Raw genomic sequence first — 22,738 nt, 5'->3', positions numbered from 1 at the left:
GCTCAGAAGCCGGCCGACTGGAGCACGCCCAGGCCGACGTCGGCGTAGGAGTGCTTGCCGGAGACGAAGATGTTCACGCCGTAGTAGTTGAACAGCCAGCACGCGAAGGCGCCCAGGGCCAGATAGGCGGCCTTGCGGCCCTTCCACCCCGCGGTGGCGCGGGCGTGCAGGTAGCAGGCGTAGGCGACCCAGGTGATGAAGGACCAGGTCTCCTTGGGGTCCCAGCCCCAGTAGCGGCCCCAGGCGTCGCCCGCCCAGATCGCGCCCGCGATGATCGTGAACGTCCACAGCGGGAAGACGGCCGCGTTGACCCGGTAGGCGAACTTGTCGAGCGAGGCGGCCGAGGGCAGGCGGTCCAGGACGGAGTCGGCGAAGCGGCCGGGGGTGCCGCCGCCGGCCAGCTTGCTCTCGTAGGCGTCCTTGAACAGGTACAGGATCGTGGTGACCGCGCCGACGTAGAAGACCGCGCCGCAGAAGATCGCGGTGGAGACGTGGATGTACAGCCAGTACGAGTGCAGGGCGGGCACCAGCTGGTCGCTGGCGGTGTACAGGACGGTGACCGCGAGGCCGAGGTCGAGCAGGACCGTGGTGATCAGGGGCAGGCCGAGCCAGCGGATGTTCTTCCTCAGGGCCAGCAGCACGAGGTACACGCCGACGGCGACCGTGGAGAAGGTCAGGTTGAACTCGTACATGTTGCCCCACGGCGCCCGCCGCACCGAGAGGGCGCGGGTGAGGACGCCGCCGAACTCGATCGCGAAGGCGAGCACGGTGAGGGAGATCGCGATCCGCCCGTACAGGTCTCCCTGGACGGTGCCGCCGTGCGCGCCGGGGCCGTCGGGGACGTCCCGGGAGCCGGTGGCGGAGCGGACGACGACCTTCGGGCGCTCCAGGACCGCCGTGCCGCCCGCCGTGTTGACGGTGACGGCCGGGGCGCCCTTGGCCTGCTTCGCCGCGCCGTCCGAGGTCAGCGCGGCGGCCGTGCGGCCCACCTTGCTGCGGCTGCCGAAGAGCCACTCGGCGATGTAGGCGAAGAAGGCCAGGGTGTAGACCGCCATCGCGGAGTAGATCAGCGTGTTACTGAGGTTCGCGAGGTGCTCGTTGGTCGCGGCGGCGAGAGTCACTTCTCAGCCCCTTCGGCAGGTACGGCTCGGGAGTCGGGGGGTTCGGGAGATTCGGCGGGGTCGGGGGTTTCCGGGGCGCCCGGGGCCTTCGCGTACAGCGCGTCCGCCAGCTGACCCAGCTCCTCCGGGACCTTCGCGGACTCGCTGCGGCCGAGGCCGGCCAGCTCCACCACCGTCACGCCGTCGGCGCCGCGCACCGCCCGCACCCACACCCGGCGGCGCTGGATGAACAGCGACCCGGCGAGGCCGAGGATGGCGACGACGGCGCCGGTGAGCGCCCAGCCGCCGGCGGGCTGCCGGGTGACCTGGAAGCCGGCCCACTCCTTGACGCCGTCGAAGGTGACGGTGCCGGCGCCGTTCGGGAGGGTCATGGTCTCGCCGATGGCGAGGCGCTGGGCGAACGGGGCGCCGTCCGGCTTCTTGAACTGGGTGAGCTTGCGGGTGTTGAGCTGGTACACGCTCTGCGGGATGCCCGCGTCGACGCCCAGGTCGCCGTGGTAGGCGTTGAGCGCGAGCCGGGGGTTCACCAGGTCGGGGAACTGGGAGAACATCGTGCCCTGCCCCTCGCCGGCGAAGGTCGGCACGAAGACCGCGGAGAAGCCGAGCTGGTCGCGCCGGCCCTGGGCGTCGCGGTAGCCGTCGCGGACGGTCACGGCGCCGGAGGAGGTGACGTTGCCGTCCTGCGGGAGCAGCGGGGTCGCCTCGTGGTCCATGACGACCTTGCCGCGCGGGTCGCGGACGGTGAGGACGGGGGCGTAGCCGTGGCTGACCAGGTACACCTTGGAGCCGTCCACGTCCAGCGGCTCGTTCACCTTGATGGTGGCCGGCCTGTCCTTGCCGTAGGCGCCCTCGCTGTAGACGATCTTCGCCTGGTAGGTGCGCGGGGTGCCCTTGTTGGGGCCGCTCGTCTCGTACGTCCCCTCGAAGTCCTTCAGGGAGAAGCTGAACGGGGCGAGGTCGTCCTGGGTGAAGAGGTTGCCGGACTTGAAGTCGTCGTACTGGGTGAGGGTGTTGGCGAAGCCGTCGCCCTCCAGGATCAGCTTGTTGCCCTCGTACTTGAACAGCTGGCCCCAGGCGAAGGCGACCAGCAGCACGATCAGCGCGATGTGGAAGGCGAGGTTGCCGGCCTCGCGCAGATACCCCTTCTCGGCGGCGACCGCGTCCCCGACGGTGTGCGCGCGGAAGCGGCGCTTCTTCAGCAGGGCGAGCGCGAGCGCGCGGACCTGCTCGGGCTCGGCCTCGGTGCGCCAGGTGGTGTGGGCGGGCAGCCGGGTCAGGCGCCGGGGGGCGCCCGGCGGCCGGCCGCGCAGCTGGCCCACGAACTGCCAGGTGCGGGGCACGATGCAGCCGATGAGGGAGACGAACAGCAGGATGTAGATCGCGGAGAACCACACCGAGCCGTAGACGTGGAAGAGGCCCAGCTTGTCGTAGAGCGGCGACAGGACGTCGTGCTCCTTGCGGAACTCGGCGACCTTCATCGCGTCGACGCCGGTCTGCGGGATCAGCGAGCCGGGGATGGCGCCGAGGGAGAGCAGCAGGAGCAGCAGCAGCGCGACCCGCATGGAGGTGAGCTGCCGCCAGAACCAGCGGACCCAGCCGAGCACGCCGAGGGCGGGGAGGTTCGGGGCGTCCTCGCGCGGGGCGGTGGAGAGCTGGGAGCCGGCGGCGCCGAGGTCCTGGTCGTCGCCGGTCTTCGGCTCGTCACCGGTCTTCGGCTCGTCACCGGTGGTCGGGGAGGTGGTGTTACGCACGGGTCAGACTCCCGGGGTGAAGCCGTTGGACCAGGTCTGCATCGACTGCACGATGCTGTCCCACGCGCCGGTCAGCAGCAGCAGCCCGGTCGCGATCATCATGACGCCGCCGATCCGCATCACCCAGACATAGTGCCGCTTGACCCAGGCGAAGGCGCCGAGCGCCTTGCGGAAGGCGACCGCGGCGAGCACGAAGGGGACGCCGAGGCCGGCGCAGTAGGCCACGGTCAGTATGGCGCCGCGCCCCGCGGTGCCCTGGTCGGCGGAGAGCGCGATGACGGAGGCGAGGGTCGGGCCGATGCAGGGCGTCCAGCCGATGCCGAACAGCGCGCCGAGGAGCGGGGCGCCGGCCAGGCCGCTGACCGGCCTGCGGTGGAAGCGGAACTCGCGCTGCGTCAGCCAGGGCATCAGGCCCATGAAGAAGACGCCCATGAGGACCATGAGGACGCCGAGCACCTTGGTCAGGACGCCGCGCTCCTCCTGGAGGTTGGCGCCGAAGTAGCCGAACAGCGCGCCGCTGGAGACGAAGACGGCCGTGAAGCCGGCCACGAACAGCGAGGCGCCGGCCACCATCCGCCCGCGCCGGGCCTCTTGCAGGTCGGCGCCGGTGACGCCGGTCACATAAGAGAGGTAGCCGGGGACGAGGGGCAGCACGCAGGGCGAGAAGAAGGAGACGAGGCCGCCGAGCAGGGCGATGGGCAGGGCCACCAGGAGGGCGCCGTTGAGCACCGTGCCGTTGGGGTCGCCCGCCGCCGCGAGCGTGGACAGGGCGCTCACGTCACTTCTCCGCCAGGACCGGGGCGAGCATCTTGCGCAGCTTCTCCTCGCTGAGCGCCTGCAGGGAGCGGGCGGCGATCTTCCCGTCCCGGTCGATGACCAGCGTGGACGGGACGGCCTGCGGGTTGAGCGTGCCCTTCTTGAAGCGCAGCATCAGCTTGCCGGACGGGTCGTACAGGCTCGGGTAGCTGACGCCGTACGCCTCCTCGAAGGCGCGGGCCGGTCCGGTGGAGGTGTCGCGGGTGTTGATGCCGACGAACTGCACGCCCTGGGCCTTGGTGTCCTGGAAGACCTTCTCGAAGTTCTTCGCCTCGGCCCGGCAGGGCGGGCACCAGGAGCCCCAGACGTTGACGACGACGACCTTGCCCTTGTACGCCGCGACGTCGGCCTTGCCCCCGTCGACGGTCTCGCCGGACAGGTCGGGGACGTCGGCGCGGTCGCCCTTCTCCGCGGTGGCGATGCCGTCCGAGCCGGTGATGAACCCGGTCTGGCCGCCGCCGCCCGAGGTGCCGCCCGAGGTGCACGCGGAGGCGAGCAGCGCGCACGCGGCGGCGCCGGCCGCGGTCAGGGCGGCGCGGCGGGCACGGGCGCGGGCGGGGGTGCGGGTCGCGCGGGCGGCACTCATGTGAAAAGTTTCGCATGTCCGTTCCGGGGATCTTGCACACCCCCCTCACGGGCGGAAGACCCGCATTTCAAGCGGCGTTTCCGGTGGGTGTGCCGGACGGGGTGTCCGCCAGGAGGGCCTTCCAGCCGCCGGCCGGCCGCTGACCGACCTCGACGGTGCGCAGCTTCTCCAGCACCTCGGGCCGCTGGACGTCCAGCCAGTCGGTGAACTGGCGGAAGGAGACGAGGCGGATGTCGCCGCCCTTCTCCTTCTCCTGCGCGATGTGCTTGAGGGCCTCCTCGACGGAGTCCATGTAGATGCCGCCGTTCCACTGCTCGAAGTGGTTGCCGACGAAGAAGGGCGCCCGGTTCGTCTCGTATGCCCGCTTGAAGCCCGCTATGTAGGACTGCGCGGACTGCTCGCGCCAGTGCGGGTAGTTGTGCGCGGGCGCGTTGGTGGAGTTCACCGACTGGTTGGCCAGCATGTTGTAGTCCATCGAGAGCACCTCGAAGGAGTGGCCGGGGAACGGTATCTGCTGCAGGGGCAGGTCCCAGACGCCGTTCTTCTTGGCCGGCCAGACCTGCCGGCCGCCGGGCGAGGAGGCGTCGTAGCGCCAGCCCAGCTCGCGGGCGGTGGGCAGCAGGCGGTCCTGGCCGAGCAGGCAGGGGGTGCGGCCGCCGACGAGTTCCTTGTCGTAGTCGAAGGGCAGCGACGGCAGGTCGTGCCAGCCGGTGTTGGTCCGCCACTCCTTCACGAACGACTTCGCCTGGTCGATCTCGCTGCGCCACTGCTGCGGGGTCCAGTTGCCGACGCTGCCGCTGCCGCCGCAGAAGTGCCCGTTGAAGTGGGTGCCTATCTCGTGGCCCTCCAGCCAGGCCCGGCGGACGTTGGTGAGGGTGGCCTTGAGGTGCTCGTCGGTGAGGTAGCCGATGTCGGAGGCGCCGCGCGGGTTGTTCGGCGGGTCGTAGAGGCGCTTCTTCGCCTCGGGCAGCAGGTAGAGCCCGGAGAGGAAGAAGGTCATGTGGACGCCGTGGTCCTTGGCGAGGTCGAGGAAGCGCGGGAAGAGCCCGTTGCCGACCTCGCCGGCGCCGTCCCAGGAGAACACGACGAACTGCGGCGGCGTCTGACCCGGCTCCAGCGGCACGGGGGCGTCCGGCTGGTGGGGCTGCTTGCCGGTGTAGGAGGTGGAGCCGTCGCCGATGGGGCGGGCGGTGGGGGTGGGGCTGCCGGAGGGGGACGACGGCGACGGGGAGCCGCTGCCACCGCCGGCCTGGGCGGCGTCGTCGTGGTGGGATCCGGTGCCGCAGCCCGCCAGTCCGGCGGCAGCCGCGGCACCGGCGCCGAGTCCGAGCATGCCCCGGCGGGTGAGCGTGCGGGTGGGAGTGCGCATCGCAACCTTCGTTCGTCACGTCCTCTGGTGGTCACCAGGTAAGAGTGACGAGACATACGTACGGGTTCCGCATGTTTGTGCGGAACCCGTGACGACGGTCGCGTGCGCGAGGGGGTCCGAGTGTCAGGCCCCGAAGGCCTTGCCCTGACCCTTCGCGCCCTTCACCGGCTTGGCGCCGGCCAGCAGGTGGGCGGGGACCAGGTCCCGGGCCGGCTCGGTGTAGCCGACGGAGACGATCCGGTCGCCCAGGTACGTGAAGGTGGTCAGCGAGGCGAGGGTGCACTGCCGCTTGCGCGGGTCGTGCCAGAGCCGGCGGCGCTCGACGTAGGAGCGCAGGATCCAGATCGGCAACTGGTGGCTGACGACCACGGCCTCGTGCCCGCGGGCCCGCTCCTTCGCCGCGTCCAGGGCGCCCTTCATGCGCACGACCTGGTCGACGTACGGCTCGCCCCAGCTCGGCCGGAACGGGTTGACGACGTGCTTCCAGTTGGCGGGGCGGCGCAGGGCGCCGTCGCCGATGCCGAAGGTCTTGCCCTGGAAGACGTTCTCCGCCTCGAGCAGCCGGGCGTCGGTGTCGAGGTCGAGGCCGTGCGCCTTGGCGACCGGCGTCGCCGTCTCCTGGGCCCGCTCCAGCGGGGAGGCGACGACGTACGTCACATCGCGGTCGGCGAGGTGCTCGGCGACCCGGTCGGCCATGCGGCGGCCCAGCTCGGAGAGGTGGTAGCCGGGCAGGCGGCCGTAGAGCACGCCGGTGGGGTTCTCGACCTCGCCGTGCCGCATGACGTGGACGACGGTGAGGTCCTTCTCGCTGCTCACTGGGCTCACTGGGTGGCCTCCGCGGCCGCTCGGGCCGCCGCCGGGAGGGCGTCGGCGATGCGCTGGACGGCACGGTCGTCGTGCGCGGTGGACACGAACCAGGACTCGAAGGAGGACGGCGGCAGGTAGACGCCGCGCTCCAGGAGGGCGTGGAAGAAGGCGGTGTAGCGGAAGGACTCCTGCGCCTTGGCCTCCTCGTAGTTCCGCACCTCGTTCTCGGTGAAGAACACGGAGAACATGTTGGAGGCGGTCTGGACCCGATGGGCCACCCCCTCCTTGGCCAGCGCCTCGGTGACGAGCCCCTGGACCTGGGCGGACACGGCGTCGACGGTCTCGTACGCCGCGTCGTCGAGGAGCCGCAGCTGGGCGAGCCCGGCGGCGGTGGCGACGGGGTTTCCGGAGAGGGTGCCGGCCTGGTAGACGGGCCCGGCCGGCGCGAGGTACGCCATGACGTCCGCGCGCCCCCCGAAGGCGGCGGCGGGGAAGCCGCCCCCCATCACCTTCCCGAAGGTCATCAGGTCCGGGACGACGCCCTCGACCCCGAACCACCCGGCGCGACTCGTCCGGAACCCGGTCATGACCTCGTCGGACACGAACAGGGCGCCGTTCGCGGCGCAGGCGTCCTTGAGGCCCTGGTTGAAGCCGGGCAGCGGCGGGACGACGCCCATGTTGCCCGGGGACGCCTCGGTGATCACGCAGGCGATCTCGCCGGGGTGGGCGGCGAAGGCGGCGTGCACGGCGTCGAGGTCGTTGTAGGGCAGGACGATGGTGTCACTCGCCTGCGCGCCGGTGACGCCCGGGGTGTCGGGCAGCGCGAAGGTGGCGAGCCCGGACCCGGCGGCGGCGAGCAGGGAGTCGACGTGACCGTGGTAACACCCGGCGAACTTGACGACCTTGGTCCGCCGCGTGAACCCGCGGGCGAGCCGGATGGCGGACATGGTCGCCTCGGTCCCGCTGCTGACCAGGCGCACCTGCTCCAGCGGCGCGACGCGGGCCACCATCGCCTCGGCGAGCGCGACCTCGCCCTCGGCGGGCGTGCCGAAGGAGGTGCCGCGCGCGACGGCCTCCTGCACGGCGGCGACCACCTCGGGGTGGGCGTGCCCGAGGATCATCGGCCCCCAGGAGCAGACCAGGTCGACGTACTCGCGCCCGTCGGCGTCCGTCAGGTACGGACCGGTGCCGGACACCATGAACCGGGGGGTGCCGCCGACCGCGCGGAAGGCGCGCACCGGGGAGTTCACGCCGCCCGGTGTGACGGCCGCGGCGCGGTCGAAGAGCGCCTGCGAGGCGGGTGCTTCGTATGGGTATGCCAGCTCACTCATGCCATCACTCATGCCGTGCGACGTCTCCGACCTTCTCCGATTGCCCTGGGTGACCTCGTCCAGGGTAGACAACCCTCCCGCACGTGGTGTCGTCTGCCAGACTGGAGGCAGCTTCGGGAGACCGTCCACGCAGCTCACCCGGGTGGCGCGTGGGCCGGGGCCGTCGGCGTCCTGCGGACACATGTTCCACCGCACGTTTTCGGCGCGCGGCCGTGGGGGAGGTCACTGACACGATGATCGGGTTGCGCGGCGGGGGCCACGCGTCCTAGAAAAGCAGTCGGGTGGAGATATGCATCGCGGTGGCGGACTGGGCGAGGGGACCGACGACCTGGGTCCCCGACGGTCCCGGCGGGGAAGGCACCGGCGCGAGGCGGAGGAAGCGCCCGGGACACGACAGGCACACGGCGCCCAGGGCGAGCCCGACCGACTCGGCCGACGGCGCGCCGACCGGCCCGGGACGGGACCAGGAGCGGGGAGCGGGAAGGGTGGTCGGGTGGGGGTGACGTACAAGTACTTCGGCGCGCCCGACGGCGCGACGGCCGCCCGCGTCCCCATCTCGATGCGCCCCGAGGAGCTGGGCGGCGACGAGCTGGGCATGAACGGCATGTTCACCAAGATCAAGCCGGAGACGATGGCCGCGATGGTCCTCACCGGCATCGAGGGCGTCCCCCTCCACCGCGTCCCCCCACTCGAACTGGTCGTCCTCCACCCCGACTACGCGGTCGTCAAACTCCCGATGACAGTCGTCGACCCTTTGCGGGGCATCGGCGAGGAGGCGGTAGGCGCGGCGGCCTTCATCTGGTCGACGGTCCCGGACCGGGGCGGGCCGCGGGACGCGTTCAACGTCTACCAGCTGCTCCACGAGTGGCAGGACTTCAGCCACCGGCTGCATGAGGCGGGGCATCAGCCGTACTGCTTGGTGTGGCCCTGAGCTGGGGTTTCGTGAGGGGCGGGCGGGGTTTTCGGGCCTCGCTCTTTTGGTGCCAGAGAGCGGCCGGGACAGATTGACTTCGCTTGGGGCGTGGATGTGCCCCTGAGCGGCGGACGGGCCGCCCGCGCGCCGACCTGGCGTATCCGCCGCCTCGGCGAGCGCCGCGTCCCCGGCCTTGGGCCCAGGCCGCCCGGGGCACCGACACGGCGGCGCTGATCAGGTCGGTGCGGACAGCTTGGGCGCGAGAAGCTCCAGGGCTTCCTCCCAGCGATAGCGGTCGGCCCCGCCGCCGGCCTTCGGCCGGTGCGGTTCGTACGAGCCGATCAGGACGCCCATCTCGCGTAGCCGTCCCAGACTCTGGTGGTAGGCGGGGTGGGCGGCCTGTGCCGAGTTCAGGTACGGCAGCACTGCGACCGGGACGCCCAGGGCGAGATTGTCGAAGATTCCGGCGGCCCAGTTGTTGACGGTGTTGAAGCTGGCCGGGGCGACCGCGATGGCATCCGCCGGGCCGGGTCGGGCGCGGTTCACCCGGTGACCGCCAGGCCGAGCGGATGGGGCGACCGGTCTGAGACTCGACCGCTTCCGCGTCGAGGAAGCCGAGCCCTTGCGGGGTGGCGATGACGCCGACCTCCCAATGCCGTTCCTGTGCTGCGGTGATCAGCCTGCCGAGTTGGCGGCTGAAGTGGTGCAGTTCGGGCAGTGCCCGGCGACGGTCGCGGGCCGCCATGTCGGCGACCCGTTCGCGTACGGCCGGGCGGCGGATGTCCTGCGCCGCACAGCTCTCGGCGATTGGCTTACCTGCGCCCTTCCGGCCACCGAGTAGCCCGCCGAGGCCCGACAGCGGCAGCCGGAGACCGGCTTGCCATGATGGCGCTCATGCCCGCCCTGGTCACCCCCGTCCTGCCTCCAGGCACCCTCAACGCCGCCGGCCAACCCAGGCTGCCGATCGACGGGGGCTTGATGCTGCGGCCCTGGCTGCCTTCCGACGCAGCCGCTGTCGCGCGGGTCTTCCGCGACCCCGGCATCCAGCAGTGGCACCTGCGCGCGGCGGACTCCGAGGACGAGGCCCGAGAGTGGATCAGGCAGTGGCGCGACGGCTGGGAGAGCGAGAGCGCCTGCCACTGGGCCGTGGCCGACGCCGACGGCGACAGGGTCCTTGGGCGAGTCTCCCTCCAGGCCATCATCATGATCGGCGGTCAGGCGGAGGTCTCCTACTGGACTTCCCCGGAGGCCCGTGGCAGAGACGTCTGCTCCCGGGCTGTGGCCCGCGTATCGAGCTGGGCACTGGAGGAGGTCGGGTTCAACCGGCTGGAACTCGGCCATGCCGCGGCGAACGTCGCATCATGCCGTGTCGCCGAGAAGACCGGCTTCGCCCTGGAGGGCGTGAGGCGTCGGGCGCTGCTCCACGCCGACGGCTGGCACGACATGCATCTCCACGCCCGCCTTCAGGGAGACTGACCGTCCTCGCGGACCGCACTCGAGTGACGTGACCGTGCAGGATGGCGGGATGCCGGATCTGCTGTGGGACGACGTCTGGGAGTTCTTCGACCCTGACCTGATGGGGGCGCTGCCGGATGTGCGTGTCGCGCGCACCTCGGTGGAGGACTGGCAAGCGGTGCTCGATCTCGTGCGGTCGCAGGGGTGGTCGTGCGCGTACTCCGAGGGCGGTGCCGCGATTCGGGTGCCGCGGGCTGCGGACATGCTGGCCCGCGCCGAGAAGGCAGACGCGCTGTTGAGGGTCTGGCCCGTCGCCGGGTTCCAAGTGATCTTTCGACCGTACGAGGCCGACTCGATCGACTTCGACGTCGACCTGCGGGAGTTGCGGGGCCAGAACGGCGTCGACCTGCTGTGCCGTCTGCTGCGGGCGATCGGACGCCGGCTCGGCAAGCCGGTCACGCTGACTCCGGAGACGGACCCTGCCCACCCGGTTCTGGGGTTCGATCCGGCGGCCGACCGCGTAGTACTACTGGCGGATCCGCGGGCCGGCTGACTGGCCTGGACCGCCCTCTGACACGGGCACGCTCCCCGGGACCTCAACGCCGGGCGTGGCGGATCCTCAGGCGGCCGAAGCCCAGGGTGCCGGTGATGCGGATCGTCGGGCCGGGTGGGCCGGGCGCGGGGGCGGTAGCGGAGGTCCTTCCAGGTGGTCGAGACGCCCTCCGTGTCGACCGTCGCGTTGCGCGGGACCGTGATCTTCGCGCCGCCCGTGCCGAGTTGCAGCTCGATGTCGGTGACGGGGTGGTCGATGAGCGCGCGGGAGAGGTCCAGGCGGAGCTTTCCGTACGCGGACTCGATCTTCAGGGTGCGGGGGACCCGCCAGGGGCCCCGGCGGCGGATGCGGCCGGCCGCCGCCGGGATGGTGGAGGTCGTGGGCGCGGGCTCCGGCGGGAGGGCGGCCAGGACCGGGGCCAGGTCGGCCCGGGTCCTGGCGGTGAGGGCCCGCTCCAGGCGTGCGTCCATCTCCTCGTGGGAGATGTGCTCGTCGGCGTAGGCCCGTTGGAGGCGGCGCACGGCCTGTTCGCGGTCGGGTTCGGCGAGCAGGGCCTGCGGGTCGTCCGGGGGCGAGGTCACCTTCTCAGGCTACGGCCAGAGCAGGTGGCGCTCCCAGGTGCCCGACCCCGCAGGACGTTCGTAGCGCACCCGGCGGTGCAGGCGGTCCCTGGTCGCCTGCCAGAACTCCGTCTCCGTGGGGGTGAGGGTGTAGAGGGTCCGATCGGGAGTGACCAGGGTCGGGTCCGCCTCGATGCGGGACATGGCGTCGGTGAAGGCCGCCTCGCGCTCAGCCGGATCGGGCAGGTGCCGGCTCTGGCGGCCCAGCAGGGCCTTCGCCCGGGCCGACGGGGAGCGGTCGAGGAAGTCGGCGGCGCTCTGTGCCGGGGGCGCGGGGGCGCCGTGCCGCGGTCCTCGCCGACCTGGTCGAGCGCTACCCCGTCGCCTCCATCGAGGACCCGATGGGCGAGGACGACCACGCCGGCTGGCGCGAGCTGACCGCCCGGCTCGGCGACCGCGTCCAGCTCACCGGCGACGACGTCTTCTGCACCAGCGAGACCCTGCTGCGCGCCGGCATCCGCGACGGCGTCGCCAACTCCGTCCTGGTGAAGGTCAACCAGATCGGCACCCTCACCGAGACCCTCACCACCGTCGCCACCGCGCACCGCGCCGGCTACACCGTCGTGATGTCCCACCGCTCCGGCGAGACCGAGGACACCACCATCGCCGACCTGGCCGTCGCCACCGGCTGCGGCCAGATCAAGACCGGTTCGCTCTCCCGTGCCGACCGCACCGCCAAGTACAACCAACTGATGCGGATCGAGGAGCAGTTGGGCGCGCAGGCGCGGTACGCGGGGCGGGAGGCGCTGAGGCTGCGCCGCTGAAACGCCCCGACGGCTCAGTGGTAGGCGTGCACCACCGCGTGTCCCTTCCCCCTGCCGATCATCCACTTGTTCACCGGCGTGGTCAGCACGAAGGCCACGGCCAGGCTGCCCGCCAGGGTGGTCCAGAACAGGGTCTCCGAGAGGTGGGCGTCCATCGCGCCGGGGACCAGGGCGATGATGCCGTTGTCGACCAGTTCCATCACGGCGATGGAGACCGTGTCGGCGGCCAGGGCGACCTTGACGGCCGACCTGAGGTCCAGGCCGGCGCGGAGCACGCCGTACAGCGTGAACGAGTAGCCGAACAGGAACGCCAGCGCGATCGCCAGGACCATGGTCGGCGCGTTGCCCCAGGCCAGGGCCGTGCCGATCACCATGCCGAGGATCTCGCCGACGGCGCACCCGGTGAGGCAGTGCAGGGTCGCCCGTGCGGCCATCCCCCATGAGGCCGGTCCGTGACCGGCGCCGTGGTCGTGTCCGTGGCCCGACTCGTGCGTGGCGTGATCCATGGCGTTCCTCCCGAACCGAAGTCATCGGTGGTGCCGACGGCACACTCCCGGCGCCGCCACGGCTCACTGTATACCCCTAGGGGGTATCGAGGCCAGCGCTTTCGACCCCACCCGCCCCCACCGTGAACCCGATCACCGACCCGCCCCCCGCCCGCCGCGAGGCGAACGTGTCGCCCCCGTGCTCCAGCGCCACCTCCCGCACGATGGACAGGCCGAGCCCCGAGCCGGGCCGGGAACGCGCGTCGGCGGCGCGGTAGAAGCGGTCGAAGACGTGGGCCAGGTCGGCGTCCGCGATGCCGGGCCCCCGGTCGCGGACCTCGACCCGGACGGCACCGGGGCGGGCCGGACCGGCCACGGAGACCTCGATGGGCGCCGTACCGCCCCGGTCGAACTTGGCCGCGTTGTCCACCAGGTTGGTGAGCGCGCGGGTCAGCAGCCCGGGGCGGCCGTACGCCGTCGTGTCGCCGCACGCCCGCACCTCGACCTCCCGTCCGGCACGGCGCCGGGCCAGCACCGCCACCTCCTCGGCGAGGCCGGCCAGGTCGACCCGGCGCGGCGGCTCGGTGCCGGACTGGCCGGCCGCCAGCTCGACCAGCTCGTTGACCAGGTCGGTCAGCTCCCGGGCCTCCTGGCCGAGGTCGGCGACCAGTTCCTCGCGGGCGGCGGGCGGCAGCTCGTCGATACGGCGCAGCAGCGAGATGTTGGTACGCAGCGAGGTCAGCGGGGTGCGCAGCTCGTGGCCCGCGTCCTGCACCAGCCGGCGCTGGTCCTCCTCCGAGCGCGCGAGGCGCCCCAGCATCCGGTCGAAGGCGCGGCCGAGCCGGCCGACCTCGTCCAGGCCGGTGACCGGCACCTGGATGCCGAGCCGGCGGGTGCGGGCCACGTCCTCGGCGGCGGCGGTGAGGGCGATCAGGCGGCGGGTGATGCGCCGGGCCAGCCACCAGCCGAAGAGCCCGGCGGCGGTGACCACGGCGGCCATCAGGAGCAGCGTCCGGCGCTGCAGCGCCCGCAGCAGGTCCTCGGTGCCGCTGAACTCCTGCGCCACCTGCACCGCGCCCCGGCCGCCGCCGAGCGCCACCGTCGCCACCCGGTAGACGTCGTCGCCGACCCCGACGCCCGCCCGCTGCACCAGCCGCCCGGCGCCCGCGGCGGACGCCGTGCGCCGGTCGGCCGCGGTGACCGGCAGCGGCGGCGCGGCCGGGTCGGTGACCGCGCCGTCCGGGCCCAGCACCTGCACGTCGGTGCGGGCGGGGCGCACGATGTCGTGGCCCGGCGCGGTCGAGGAGAAGTCCTCCGGCGCCATCCGCCGCTCGCGCACCTCGGCGCGCAGGTCGGCGACGACCCGGTCGAAGACCGACTCCTGGTCGACCCGCACCAGGCGGGCGGCGGCGTTGTAGGAGAGCACGCCGACCAGCACGGTGACGACGGCGGTGAGCGTCGCGAAGGACACCGCGAACGTGGTGCGCAGCGACAGCAGCGGCGGCGCCGGCCGGGGCGCGGGCCGAAGCACTCTCGGGGAATGGGGCACTCGCGGGGAACGGGGCACTCGCAAGGAACGGGGCACTCAGTCCTCCCGCAGCACGTAACCCACCCCGCGCACCGTCTGGATCGGCTGCGGGGCGCCCGGCTGGTCGAGCTTGCGGCGCAGGTAGCCGACGTAGACGGCGAGGTTCTTGGAGCCGGGGCCGAAGTCGTAGCCCCAGATGCGCTCGTAGACGGTGGCGTGGTCGAGGACGGTGCCGGCGTGCCGGACGAGGAGCTCGAGCAGCTCGAACTCGGTTCGGGTCAGCTCCAGTTCGCGTCCGGACCGCCAGGCGCGGCGGGCCCGCGGGTCCACGCGGAGGCCGGCGGCCTCCAGATACGGGCCGCCCTCGGCTTCGGCGGCCCGCTCGGTGCGGCGCAGCAGCGCGCGCAGGCGGGCGAAGACCTCCTCGACGTCGAAGGGCTTGACCACGTAGTCGTCGGCGCCGGCGTCCAGGCCCGCGATGCGGTCGGCGGTCTCCACCAGCGCGGTGAGCATGAGGATCGGGGTGCCGTCGCCCTCGGCGCGCAGCGTCCGGCACACCTCCAGGCCGTCGGCGCCCGGCATCATCACGTCGAGGAGCAGGACGTCGGGCCGGGCGCGGCGGGCCTCGGCCAGCGCCTCGACGCCGTCGGCGACCGCGGTGACCTCGTAGCCCTCCAGGGTCAGCGCACGCTCCAGGGCGTGCCGGATGGCGCGGTCGTCTTCGGCGAGCAGCACGGTGCGGGACACCCCTCCAGTCTGCCAAGGCCCCGCCACCGGCGTTCCCTCACCCGGCGGGCCGCAGCGCGGCGAGGCGCTGCTCGAACGGCACCACCTCGGGCACGGCGGGACGGTCCCCGCCCAGGCCCGTCGCCAGCGCGGCCAGTTCCCCGGCCGCCCGGTCGATCCGCGCGTCGAGCCCCGGCGCGCCCCAGTCCTCCGAGGCGGCGTACACCCCGGTGGGGACGACGACGGCCTTCAGGTACGCGAAGAGCGGGCGCAGCGCGTGGTCCAGGACCAGCGAGTGCCGGGCCGAGCCGCCCGTCGCCGCGACCAGCACCGGCTTGCCGGCCAGCGCCTCCGCGTCGCTCGCGCTCAGGGCGTCGAAGAAGGACTTGAACAGCCCGCTGTACGACGCCGAGAACACCGGCGTGACCACGATCAGGCCGTCCGCCCGGGTCACCGCGCCGAACGCGGCGGACAGCGCGCGGTCGGGGAAGCCGCTGGTGAAGGCGTGCGCGATCGGTACGGCGAGGTCGCGCAGCTCGATCACCTCGACCTCGGTCCCCGCGCCGGCCGCCTCCGCCGCGCGGGCGGCCAGCCGGTCGCCGAGCAGCCGGGTGGAGGACGGGACGGACAGCCCCGCCGACACCACGACGAAGCGCTTCATCGCGCGGTCACCTCCGTCACGTCCTTCACGTCCTGGGTGGTGGCCAGCAGGGACGCGTGCGTCGGGGCATCGGGGACACCCGCCGGGCGGCGCTTCGCGAACTCCTCGCGCAGCACCGGCACGACCTCCTCGCCGAGCAGGTCGAGCTGCTCCAGGACGGTCTTCAGCGGCAGCCCCGCGTGGTCCATCAGGAACAGCTGGCGCTGGTAGTCGCCGGCGTAGTCGCGGAAGGCCAGCGTCTTCTCGATGACCTGCTGCGGCGAGCCGACGGTCAGCGGCGTCTGCTCGGTGAACTCCTCGAGCGACGGGCCGTGGCCGTAGACCGGCGCGTCGTCGAAGTACGGGCGGAACTCGCGCACCGCGTCCTGGGAGTTGCGGCGCATGAACACCTGGCCGCCGAGGCCGACGATCGCCTGCTCGGCCGTGCCGTGCCCGTAGTGCGCGTACCGGGCGCGGTACAGCTCGACCATGCGCTTGGTGTGCTCGGCGGGCCAGAAGATGTTGTTGTGGAAGAAGCCGTCGCCGTAGTACGCGGCCTGCTCGGCGATCTCCGGGGAGCGGATGGAGCCGTGCCAGACGAAGGGCGGCACGCCGTCCAGCGGGCGCGGCGTGGCGGTGAAGCCCTGCAGCGGGGTGCGGAAGCGGCCCTGCCAGTCGACGACGTCCTCGCGCCACAGGCGGTGCAGCAGGGCGTAGTTCTCCACGGTGAGATCGATGCCGTCGCGGATGTCCTTGCCGAACCAGGGGTAGACCGGGCCGGTGTTGCCGCGGCCCAGCATCAGGTCGACGCGGCCGTCGGCCAGGTGCTGGAGCATCGCGAAGTCCTCCGCGATCTTCACCGGGTCGTTGGTGGTGATGAGGGTGGTCGAGGTGGAGAGGACCAGGCGCTCGGTGCGGGCGGCTATGTAGCCGAGCATCGTGGTCGGGGACGACGGCACGAACGGCGGGTTGTGGTGCTCGCCGGTCGCGAAGACGTCCAGGCCGACCTCCTCGGCCTTCAGCGCGATCGCGACCATGGCCTTGATGCGCTCACGCTCGGTCGGCGTCCGGCCCGTGGTCGGGTCCGGGGTGACGTCGCCGACGGTGAAGATACCGAACTGCATGGCCGATCGACCTCCATCTTGTTGACCATTCAACTATACCCTTCGAACGGTCCGGCCCCCGGCGTTATTCCGCCCGCCGGGGGCCAGGAGACGACCTGCCTTCGCGCTGCTCGAAGCGCTGCTCAAGGCGCTGCTCAAGACCCTGCTCAGGGCACCAGCACCAGCCGCCCCCGCACCCCGCCCGCCGCCAGCCGCGCGTGCGCCGTCGCCGCGTCGTCCGGGGCGTACGTCTTGCAAGATCGCCGGGGTCAGCCCGAAGATGCTCACGCAGACCCTGCGGGCCCTGGAGCGCGACGGCATCCTGACCCGGACCCTCACCCCGTCCGTGCCGGTCCGCGTCGACTACGAGCTGACCGCGCTCGGCGCCGGCCTGAGCCTGCTGCTCGGCGCGGTGAAGGACTGGGCCGAGACGCACTTCGACGAGGTCCACGAGGCCCGGGGCCGCTACGACGCCCGGAGCACTCCCTGAGGCGTTCAGAAGTGGTACGCGTCCCCGGTCATGGGCGTACGTCGGTCAGGACCGCGGCACCGTGGTAGGCGAGGTCGGCCTCAGCACCCGTGCCTCCCAAGCCCTGGCCGCCCGCGTCCGCCGAGTCGGCCGATGTATCCCCCACCGGGCCCACCCCCAGGTGACAGCGCGTGGGATGCTGCCCGCATGCTCGTCGTCCGCTCCGCCGCCCTCTTCCTCGTCGCCGCCCTCTTCGAGATCGGCGGCGCCTGGCTGGTCTGGCAGGGCGTGCGCGAGCAGCGCGGCTGGCTGTGGGCGGCCGGCGGCGTGCTCGCGCTCGGCGCGTACGGCTTCGTCGCCACCTTCCAGCCCGACGCCCACTTCGGCCGCGTCCTCGCCGGGTACGGCGGCGTCTTCGTGGCCGGCTCGATCCTGTGGGGCGTGGTCGCCGACGGCTACCGCCCCGACCGCTGGGACGCGGCGGGCGCGCTGGTCTGCCTGGCCGGGATGGCGCTGATCATGTGGGCCCCGCGGGGCGGGGCCTGACCGGGGGCTGGCCTACCCTGGGCGACGAGCAGCCGTACGAACGAGGAGCGTCAGCCCATGGCCAGCAGCACCGCCCCGTCCGCCGCCTCCCGCATCGCCGTCGTCACCGGCGCGAGCAGCGGCATCGGTGCCGCGACGGCCCGGCAGCTCGCCGAGGCCGGCTACCGGGTCGTCCTCACCGCCCGCCGCAAGGACCGCATCGAGGCGCTGGCGGAGGAGCTGACGGCGGCCGGCCACTCGGCGACCGCGTACCCGCTGGACGTCACCGACCGCGCCGCGGTGGACGAGTTCGCGAGCGCGTTCAAGACCGTCGGCGTGCTCGTCAACAACGCGGGCGGCGCGCTCGGCGCCGACCCGGTGGCCACCGGCGACCCGGAGGACTGGCGCCGGATGTACGAGACGAACGTCATCGGCACCCTCCACGTCACCCAGGCCCTGCTCCCCAAGCTGGAGGCCAGCGGCGACGGCACGGTCGTCGTCCTCTCCTCCACCGCGGGCTTCGGCACCTACGAGGGCGGCGGGGGCTACGTCGCCGCCAAGCACGGCGAGCACGTCCTCGCCGAGACGCTGCGCCTGGAGATCGTCGGCCGCCCGGTCCGGGTGATCGAGGTCGCGCCGGGCATGGTGAAGACCGACGAGTTCGCCCTCACCCGCTTCGGCGGCGACCCGGAGAAGGCCGCCAAGGTCTACCAGGGCGTGGCCGAGCCGCTCTCCGCCGACGACGTCGCCGACACCATCACCTGGGCGGTCACCCGCCCCGCCCACGTCAACATCGACCTCCTGGTGGTCCGCCCCCGCGCCCAGGCGTCCAACACGAAGGTGCACCGGGAGTCGTGATCCCGTCGCCATGCGCAGGTAACTCACAGGAGTGAACCGTTCCGATCACCCGAACGGCACTCGAATCAGCGACCTAGGCTCCAGCCACAGCGTTCGACTTGACGGTCCTCGGCGGGGATGCCGGTCCTGGCCGAGGACCTGACCGACAAGGAAGTGGAGCTTCCCTGTGGCTGAAAGCCAGGCTAGCGGCCGTCAGTTCATGGACCTCTCGGTCCCCGAGTACTCCTACATGTTCGGCTTCCTGCAGGCGGACGGACACCTGACACCAGGAACGGGCAAGAAGGGCCGTCTCAGCGTCGAGATCAACGCCCGCGATGTCCACCTCCTCCGCGAGTTCCAGAGACTGACGCCGTATTACAGCAGCGTTCGCGAACGATCCCGGTCCACCAACTTCGCGGCCATCTGGACCTTGTGCTCCCTGGAGGCCAGGACCTTGCTGAACGGCCTGGGTCTGCCGTACGGACGCAAGTCGGACGGCATCGCGCCGCCGAGCAGCGGTTTCTCGCCTCGCGACTATCTGCGCGGCGTCGTCGACGCCGACGGCTCCGTGGGCCTCACCAGCAAGGGATACCCCTTCGTGTCCCTCACCACCGCCAGTACGGAGCTGGCCGCGTTCTTCTGCCAGTACGGACAAGAGGTCACGGGACTGGAGCGAAGCTCCAAGCGCAATGCCCGCGACGCCGTCTACAACGTCCTCTACATGATGGAGGGCGCCCAGAGCCTGGCGTCTCACCTCTACTACCGAGGGTGCCTCGCTCTCGAACGCAAGCGGAGGGCCGCCATTTCACTCGGCGACTGGAAACGCCCCGCCACCATGAGGGCCGTGCACACCCGGCGCCGCTGGACTCCCTGCGAGGACCGCATCCTGCTCAAGCTGGGCAGCCCAGCAGCGGCCTCGGAGGCACTCGGCAGGACCGTCCAGAGTTGCAGTCTGCGACTGTGGCGGCTCCGCAGCGGTCAAACCCCGGAGCCGAGCAGTACGTGAGGAGCGTGACCGCGCCTGTCTCGCCGGAGCCAAGCGCGGTCGACCCTCATCCCTTCACACACACGAACTGCTTCAACTTGGCCACCACCTGGACGAGGTCCTGCTGCTGTCGCATCACCTGGTCGATGTTCTTGTAGGCGCCCGGGATCTCGTCCACCACCCCGGAGTCCTTTCGGCACTCCACGCCCCGGGTCTGGTCCTCCAGGTCCTTGGTGCTGAACCGCCGCTTGGCCGCGCTGCGGCTCATCCGCCGTCCCGCGCCGTGCGAGGCGGAGTTGAACGCCTTCTCGTTCCCCAGCCCCTTGACGATGTACGAACTCGTCCCCATGGAACCGGGGATGATCCCGTAGTCGCCCGAGCCGGCGCGGATCGCGCCCTTGCGGGTGACCAGCAGGTCCATGCCCTCGTACCGCTCCTCCGCCACGTAGTTGTGGTGGCAGGAGATCTCCTCCTCGAAGAGCGGCCTGGCCTTCTTGAACTCCTTGCGGACCACGTCCTTCAGGAGCGCCATCATGATCGAGCGGTTGTACTTCGCGTACTCCTGCGCCCAGAACAGGTCGTTGCGGTACGCCGCCATCTGCGGGGTGTCCGCGACGAACACCGCGAGGTCGCGGTCGACCAGGCCCTGGTTGTGCGGCAGCTTCTGGGCCACGCCGATGTGGTGCTCGGCCAGCTCCTTGCCGATGTTGCGGGACCCGGAATGCAACGTCAGCCACACAACACCCTCTTCATCGAACAAAAGTTCGATATAGTGGTTGCCGCTGCCCAGCGTCCCCATCTGCTTCCCGGCCCGCCCCTGCCGGAACCGCACCGCCTCCGCGACCCCGTCGAACCGGCCCCAGAAGTCGTCCCACCCCGCCGTGGCGAACCCGTGCAGCCGACCCGGGTCGACCGCGTCCTCGTGCATGCCGCGGCCCACCGGAATGGCCTGCTCGATCTTGGAGCGCAGGCGAGAGAGGTCGCCGGGCAGGTCGTTCGCCGTCAGGGACGTGCGCACCGCGGACATGCCGCAGCCGATGTCCACGCCCACCGCCGCCGGGCACACCGCGCCCCGCATCGCGATGACCGAGCCGACCGTCGCGCCCTTGCCGTAGTGCACGTCCGGCATGACCGCGAGGCCCTTGATCCACGGCAGCGTCGCGACGTTGCGCAACTGCTGGAGCGCGCCCTCCTCGACCGCCGCCGGATCGGCCCACATGCGGATCGGCACCTTCGCGCCCGGTAGTTCCACGTACGACATGACGTCCTCGATCCCCCGGAAATGGCAAATAAACGCGCACAGGCTACGAAGCGCTCCGAACGGACCCGCAACGGGTCGAACCGGTCGGTCCACCGGCGTTCACGGCGGCGCGTGCGGTACACATTGTCTGCCGGGGGCGCCCCCGTGCGGCAAGCGAATAAGCAGCGGGGACACTGGAACACGCTGTCCCGGTCATCGTCCGAGAGGAGCCCACCCGTGCAGCGGAAGGTCTACGTACCCGGCGCCGCGGCCCTGCTGGCCGTGCTCCTCGCCGGCTGCACCGGCGGTTCGGACGACGGCGGCGGCCCGGACGACGGCAAGCCCGGGGAGCCGGGCACCACGGCCCAGGCGGCGCAGCCCGGCAAGTACCGCACCATCCCCGAGCCCTGCCGCGCGGTGGACCGCAAGACGCTGGACGCGCTGCTGCCCGGCATCGAGAACATCACCGACGAGGAGCAGCGCACGAAGGCGTACGCGGGCGAGCCGACGCTCACCTACGACACCGACCGCAAGGTGGGCTGCCGTTGGAAGGTGGACGCGCCGGACGCCACCGACCACCTCTTCGTGGACTTCGAGCGCGTCGTCTCCTACGACGGCGCCGTCAGCGACGACAACCAGGCCCAACAGCTCTTCGGCAAGCGGATCGACGCGGCCCACCTGCCGGAACCGGCGGTCACCGAATCCGACTCGGGCTCGGACTCAGGCTCGGACTCGGGCTCCGGCTCCCCGTCCCCCTCCGGCACACCCGCCCCGAGCGGCACCCCCTCCGGCGCGCCGTCCGGCGGAAAGGGCCCGGGCGCGCCCTCGTCGCCGCCCTCCTCCCCCGCCGGCTCCCCCTCGGACTCCGCCGACCCCGCCGACCCCGCCGCCGAGCTGCAGCCCCGGCTCCTCGACGACCTCGGCGACGAGGCGTTCCTGGACGACCGGACGACCGGCGCCGGATCGAACGGCCAGGGGCGCACGGTGACTGTGGCGTTCCGCACGTCGAACGTGATGGTGACCGTCGAGTACGCCGAGCAGTCGGCGACGCTCGGCGTCGTGCCGGACAGCGAGGAAATGCAGGACAGGGCGCGGGAACTGGCCTCCCGGCTGGACGACTCGCTGAGCGGCTGAGCCGTCCGGGACCCCCCTCGCGGGCCGGGGCGGCCCCGACCCGGCCGGTCCGCCACCGCGTACCGTGGCCCGTGCCCATCCCGAGAGCCACGAGTGAAGGAACCATGCAGCGACGAGCCCAGCGTGACCAGCGAGCCCCGCGAGCGCAGCGACTGACCCGTCTCCTTGTCTGCGCGGCGGCCGTCCCCGCGATGCTGGCGGCGGCCGGCTGCTCCTCGGACTCCGGCTCCTCCGACGACGCCGGCAAGAAGGCGGCCGAGACCTCCGCGCCGACCTCCGCGAGCCCGACCCCGACGGTCGAGCCGGCGGCCTACCGCACGCTGCCCAAGTCGTGCGCGACGCTGCCGAAGAAGACGCTGAAGGACCTGGTGCCCGGGGGCGAGTCGGGCAAGGAGGGCACCTCCGACGACACCGCGGTGCGGGCGAGCTGCTCCTGGGACAGCCTGGACGACAACGGCGTCAAGGGCTCGCAGTACCGCTGGCTGAACGTGTCGATGCTGCGCTTCGACTCCGACACCTCGCGCGGCGCCGGCGACAAGCGGGCGCACGAGCGGTACCTGAAGCAGGTGGCGGACACCAAGGCCACCGAGGGCGCCAAGGCCCTGAAGGCCGAGCCGTTCACCGGCACCGGCGACGAGGCGACGCTGGTGCGCTACGACCTGAAGAAGAAGGAGGGCGCCTTCAAGCAGCAGACGGTCGTCGCCCGCGCGGAGAACGTCGTCGTCAGCGTCGACTACAACGGCGCCGGCCTGGCCGGCGACAAGGCCCCGGACGCCGACGCCCTCGCCAAGGCGGCCCGCACGGCGGCCACGGAGGCGATCACCGCGGTGAAGACCGCCAACGGCGGTGCGGACGGCAAGGGTTCGCCGAGCGGCTCACCGTCCGCCAAGGCCCCGTCCGCGAAGTCGCCCTCGGCGAAGACCTCCGCGAAGACCTCCGCGTAGGTCTCCCGACCCCGGCCGTCCGTACCGGCCACCCGT

General features: G+C 72.1%; 22 protein-coding genes and 4 pseudogenes. 10 read left to right on the top strand and 16 right to left on the bottom strand.

Annotated features, from left to right (window positions below; all coding sequences use genetic code 11):
• Window positions 1-2: 2 nt before the first annotated feature.
• The 7 genes from ccsB to hemL all read right to left on the bottom strand — a co-directional run bounded on the left by ccsB (window position 3) and on the right by hemL (window position 7,781).
• Window positions 3-1,121: a c-type cytochrome biogenesis protein CcsB gene (gene ccsB, locus ACGFZL_RS06190; protein WP_393689716.1), complete on the bottom strand. Its 1,119-nt coding sequence runs from the start codon at window positions 1,119-1,121 to the stop codon at window positions 3-5.
• Window positions 1,118-2,872, bottom strand: a complete 1,755-nt coding sequence (locus tag ACGFZL_RS06185; RefSeq protein ID WP_393689714.1) for a cytochrome c biogenesis protein ResB — start codon at window positions 2,870-2,872, stop codon at window positions 1,118-1,120. The genes ccsB and ACGFZL_RS06185 overlap by 4 nt, the downstream gene beginning before the upstream one ends.
• Window positions 2,873-2,875: 3 nt before the next feature.
• On the bottom strand, window positions 2,876-3,649 hold the full coding sequence (locus ACGFZL_RS06180) for a cytochrome c biogenesis protein CcdA (protein ID WP_355167296.1): 774 nt from the start codon (window positions 3,647-3,649) through the stop codon (window positions 2,876-2,878).
• Window position 3,650: 1 nt separating this feature from the next.
• Window positions 3,651-4,274: a TlpA disulfide reductase family protein gene (locus tag ACGFZL_RS06175; protein WP_355167294.1), complete on the bottom strand. Its 624-nt coding sequence runs from the start codon at window positions 4,272-4,274 to the stop codon at window positions 3,651-3,653.
• A gap of 67 nt (window positions 4,275-4,341) precedes the next feature.
• The gene (locus ACGFZL_RS06170) at window positions 4,342-5,643 is read right to left on the bottom strand and encodes a hypothetical protein (RefSeq protein WP_393689711.1); all 1,302 of its coding nucleotides are present in this window, start codon (window positions 5,641-5,643) and stop codon (window positions 4,342-4,344) included.
• A gap of 123 nt (window positions 5,644-5,766) precedes the next feature.
• A complete protein-coding gene (locus ACGFZL_RS06165; RefSeq protein WP_355167937.1) occupies window positions 5,767-6,423 on the bottom strand; it encodes a histidine phosphatase family protein in 657 nt (218 codons plus the stop codon).
• Between the two features lie 41 nt (window positions 6,424-6,464).
• On the bottom strand, window positions 6,465-7,781 hold the full coding sequence (hemL, locus tag ACGFZL_RS06160; RefSeq protein WP_393689709.1) for a glutamate-1-semialdehyde 2,1-aminomutase: 1,317 nt from the start codon (window positions 7,779-7,781) through the stop codon (window positions 6,465-6,467).
• Window positions 7,782-8,070: 289 nt separating this feature from the next.
• Between hemL and ACGFZL_RS06155 the strand changes: the two genes are divergently transcribed.
• On the top strand, window positions 8,071-8,712 hold the full coding sequence (locus ACGFZL_RS06155) for a hypothetical protein (RefSeq protein ID WP_355167288.1): 642 nt from the start codon (window positions 8,071-8,073) through the stop codon (window positions 8,710-8,712).
• Window positions 8,713-8,928: 216 nt separating this feature from the next.
• Here ACGFZL_RS06155 and ACGFZL_RS06150 read toward each other — a convergent pair.
• Window positions 8,929-9,439, bottom strand: a pseudogene (locus ACGFZL_RS06150) (flavoprotein).
• Between the two features lie 140 nt (window positions 9,440-9,579).
• On the opposite strand from ACGFZL_RS06150, the gene ACGFZL_RS06145 reads away from it, so the two are divergent.
• Together ACGFZL_RS06145 and ACGFZL_RS06140 are read left to right on the top strand one after the other, a co-directional pair.
• A complete protein-coding gene (locus ACGFZL_RS06145; RefSeq protein ID WP_393690179.1) occupies window positions 9,580-10,170 on the top strand; it encodes a GNAT family N-acetyltransferase in 591 nt (196 codons plus the stop codon).
• Window positions 10,171-10,219: 49 nt separating this feature from the next.
• A complete protein-coding gene (locus ACGFZL_RS06140) occupies window positions 10,220-10,702 on the top strand; it encodes a hypothetical protein (RefSeq protein WP_393689706.1) in 483 nt (160 codons plus the stop codon).
• Between the two features lie 43 nt (window positions 10,703-10,745).
• Here ACGFZL_RS06140 and ACGFZL_RS06135 read toward each other — a convergent pair.
• A pseudogene (locus ACGFZL_RS06135) lies at window positions 10,746-11,283 on the bottom strand (DUF1707 domain-containing protein).
• Window positions 11,284-11,292: 9 nt separating this feature from the next.
• Complete coding sequence (locus ACGFZL_RS06130) at window positions 11,293-11,466, bottom strand: pyridoxine 5'-phosphate oxidase C-terminal domain-containing protein (protein ID WP_355167280.1); 174 nt, start codon at window positions 11,464-11,466, stop codon at window positions 11,293-11,295.
• A gap of 89 nt (window positions 11,467-11,555) precedes the next feature.
• Here ACGFZL_RS06130 and ACGFZL_RS06125 point away from each other — a divergent pair.
• Window positions 11,556-12,086 (top strand): annotated as a pseudogene (locus ACGFZL_RS06125) (enolase C-terminal domain-like protein); the annotation flags it as partial.
• A gap of 14 nt (window positions 12,087-12,100) precedes the next feature.
• Here ACGFZL_RS06125 and ACGFZL_RS06120 read toward each other — a convergent pair.
• The 5 genes from ACGFZL_RS06120 to ACGFZL_RS06100 all read right to left on the bottom strand — a co-directional run bounded on the left by ACGFZL_RS06120 (window position 12,101) and on the right by ACGFZL_RS06100 (window position 16,589).
• The gene (locus ACGFZL_RS06120) at window positions 12,101-12,592 is read right to left on the bottom strand and encodes a DUF4396 domain-containing protein (RefSeq protein WP_355167278.1); all 492 of its coding nucleotides are present in this window, start codon (window positions 12,590-12,592) and stop codon (window positions 12,101-12,103) included.
• Between the two features lie 76 nt (window positions 12,593-12,668).
• Window positions 12,669-14,102 (bottom strand): ATP-binding protein, encoded by a 1,434-nt coding sequence (locus ACGFZL_RS06115; protein ID WP_393689702.1) that lies wholly within the window; start codon window positions 14,100-14,102, stop codon window positions 12,669-12,671.
• 54 nt (window positions 14,103-14,156) lie between these two features.
• Window positions 14,157-14,846, bottom strand: a complete 690-nt coding sequence (locus ACGFZL_RS06110; protein WP_393689700.1) for a response regulator transcription factor — start codon at window positions 14,844-14,846, stop codon at window positions 14,157-14,159.
• Window positions 14,847-14,883: 37 nt separating this feature from the next.
• A complete protein-coding gene (locus ACGFZL_RS06105) occupies window positions 14,884-15,486 on the bottom strand; it encodes a CE1759 family FMN reductase (protein ID WP_393689697.1) in 603 nt (200 codons plus the stop codon).
• Entirely contained in the window at window positions 15,483-16,589 is a 1,107-nt protein-coding gene (locus ACGFZL_RS06100; RefSeq protein WP_393689695.1) for an LLM class flavin-dependent oxidoreductase, read from the bottom strand. Before ACGFZL_RS06100 ends, ACGFZL_RS06105 begins: the two co-directional genes overlap by 4 nt.
• Before the next feature lie 229 nt (window positions 16,590-16,818).
• Here ACGFZL_RS06100 and ACGFZL_RS06095 point away from each other — a divergent pair.
• From ACGFZL_RS06095 to ACGFZL_RS06080, 4 genes and pseudogenes are all read left to right on the top strand, one after another.
• Window positions 16,819-17,058, top strand: a pseudogene (locus ACGFZL_RS06095) (winged helix-turn-helix transcriptional regulator); the annotation flags it as partial.
• A gap of 186 nt (window positions 17,059-17,244) precedes the next feature.
• Window positions 17,245-17,583, top strand: a complete 339-nt coding sequence (locus tag ACGFZL_RS06090; RefSeq protein WP_393689693.1) for a YnfA family protein — start codon at window positions 17,245-17,247, stop codon at window positions 17,581-17,583.
• Window positions 17,584-17,640: 57 nt separating this feature from the next.
• Window positions 17,641-18,420, top strand: coding sequence for an SDR family NAD(P)-dependent oxidoreductase (locus ACGFZL_RS06085; RefSeq protein WP_393689691.1), 780 nt, complete (start codon window positions 17,641-17,643; stop codon window positions 18,418-18,420).
• Between the two features lie 166 nt (window positions 18,421-18,586).
• Window positions 18,587-19,405, top strand: a complete 819-nt coding sequence (locus ACGFZL_RS06080; RefSeq protein WP_393689689.1) for an LAGLIDADG family homing endonuclease — start codon at window positions 18,587-18,589, stop codon at window positions 19,403-19,405.
• A gap of 46 nt (window positions 19,406-19,451) precedes the next feature.
• Here ACGFZL_RS06080 and ACGFZL_RS06075 read toward each other — a convergent pair whose 3' ends face one another.
• Window positions 19,452-20,645: an RtcB family protein gene (locus ACGFZL_RS06075; protein WP_393689687.1), complete on the bottom strand. Its 1,194-nt coding sequence runs from the start codon at window positions 20,643-20,645 to the stop codon at window positions 19,452-19,454.
• Between the two features lie 216 nt (window positions 20,646-20,861).
• On the opposite strand from ACGFZL_RS06075, the gene ACGFZL_RS06070 reads away from it, so the two are divergent.
• Both ACGFZL_RS06070 and ACGFZL_RS06065 read left to right on the top strand, forming a co-directional pair.
• Complete coding sequence (locus ACGFZL_RS06070; RefSeq protein WP_393689685.1) at window positions 20,862-21,758, top strand: DUF3558 domain-containing protein; 897 nt, start codon at window positions 20,862-20,864, stop codon at window positions 21,756-21,758.
• Window positions 21,759-21,862: 104 nt separating this feature from the next.
• The gene (locus tag ACGFZL_RS06065) at window positions 21,863-22,702 is read left to right on the top strand and encodes a DUF3558 family protein (RefSeq protein ID WP_393689683.1); all 840 of its coding nucleotides are present in this window, start codon (window positions 21,863-21,865) and stop codon (window positions 22,700-22,702) included.
• Window positions 22,703-22,738: the final 36 nt, after the last annotated feature.

Source organism: Streptomyces sp. NPDC048182, from assembly GCF_043202555.1.
Lineage (GTDB): Bacteria > Actinomycetota > Actinomycetes > Streptomycetales > Streptomycetaceae > Streptomyces.
Note: the sequence above shows the minus strand (reverse complement) of the source record. Positions and strands in the feature narration are given on the sequence as shown.